At 45.9% G+C, this 1,340-nt stretch carries 1 protein-coding gene; it reads left to right on the plus strand.

Features of this window, described 5'->3' with window-relative positions; genetic code table 11:
* Nucleotides 1-286: 286 nt before the first annotated feature.
* On the plus strand, nucleotides 287-1,340 hold a 1,054-nt coding region (locus KDK17_RS03125; protein WP_257287324.1), incomplete at its 3' end, for a hypothetical protein.

Here is a 1,340-nt window from a genome sequence, read left to right on the forward strand (position 1 = left end):
AGGAGAACTTAAACTCGAAATAGTAAAAGGAATACCGTTCACAAACATTGGTGAAGACACTAAAGTCATAATTACCGGAACTGTTCATTTCTTTGAGTACAGTTCACATAGTAGTTCCCGTGCAGAGCATGTAACGAAAACGCTATCATCGATTTTAAGAATGGCGATCCCAAGAGATACCACCGTACAAAACATAGCATTCTATTTTTATAACTCTGCACAAGGCCTTGTAGATTCTGTGGGTGTACTGGATGCTAGCCATAAACTTTTTGTTGTACCTGGAGTTTTGAGGGAGTTAGCCAAAACAGGTATCCATGCAAATTACGCCGTTGCGGTTACGGCTGCTGCCAGACCGTCAACCTCCATCGACGCGCTCTACCCTGAACCAAACCGTATTGTTTTTACCTTGCGGCCTGACAAAAGTACTGTTGAATACCGATTAAAGTTCGGACTGGCCTCCCTTGAGGCTGAAAATCTATTTACATATGTCGGAACTGAAGGTCAATCTGACGATGTCATGTCCGAAGACGATCCGATCAAAGCCATATTACAAGAGAAGATTGCCGGTAGCGGATCCGACAAAAAAGAGGATTGGATCAAAAACATAATCGAAGACAATTCTATTGATCCCCAACTCAAAGATCAGTTACTCGCAGGCATAATCGAAGAGTATTTGCTCAGAGACGAAGCCGAAGATAAGTCTGTCGATGCCAGACCCGAAGGTAATCCGGGCAGAGCTGCAAATGGAGATAATTTGCCCGGTATCATACCCGATCGACCTACCGGCGATATCAGAAAAAATGCTCAAGAGTATTCCTTATACTCTAATTTCCAACAAGCGATCTTTCATGGATTACTAGAAACCCCCGGGACTGAAAAAGTCACTTTTGTCAATCCAGATAGAGCAGAAGCTATTCACTTATCAGACTCCCTCGACCTGGTGATGCAATCTACCTCTTACAGTCAATGGCTTGCGCACTATGAACATCGTTTCTGCTGGTTAGGCCAGATCTCTCAGCTTCAGCAACTAATGGACCTTTTCCAGAGTGAAGAAGAAAAAGCCAGAGCCTTCGAGACCCTTAAAAGACGGATACAGGCAAGGTCATACGATATTCGCACGCTTGATCTTTCAACGCCGGAAGGGGCCGCCACTCTTAACGCAGAATACAGAAATGATTTCGCCAACATCCGGCTTCTCACAGAGCAGCTACCGGGGCCTTGCAACAGGCGCCGAAGATCAGCCGATACCAACAGCTGTAATGCCCGACGCAAAGAACTGGCCAACGCCATCCGGTTACTGTCTGACGCCAACACCCAACTCTATCTACGGGACCGCACCA

It is taken from the genome of Endozoicomonas sp. SESOKO2, assembly GCF_024606245.1.
Classification (GTDB): Bacteria; Pseudomonadota; Gammaproteobacteria; order Pseudomonadales; family Endozoicomonadaceae; genus Endozoicomonas_A.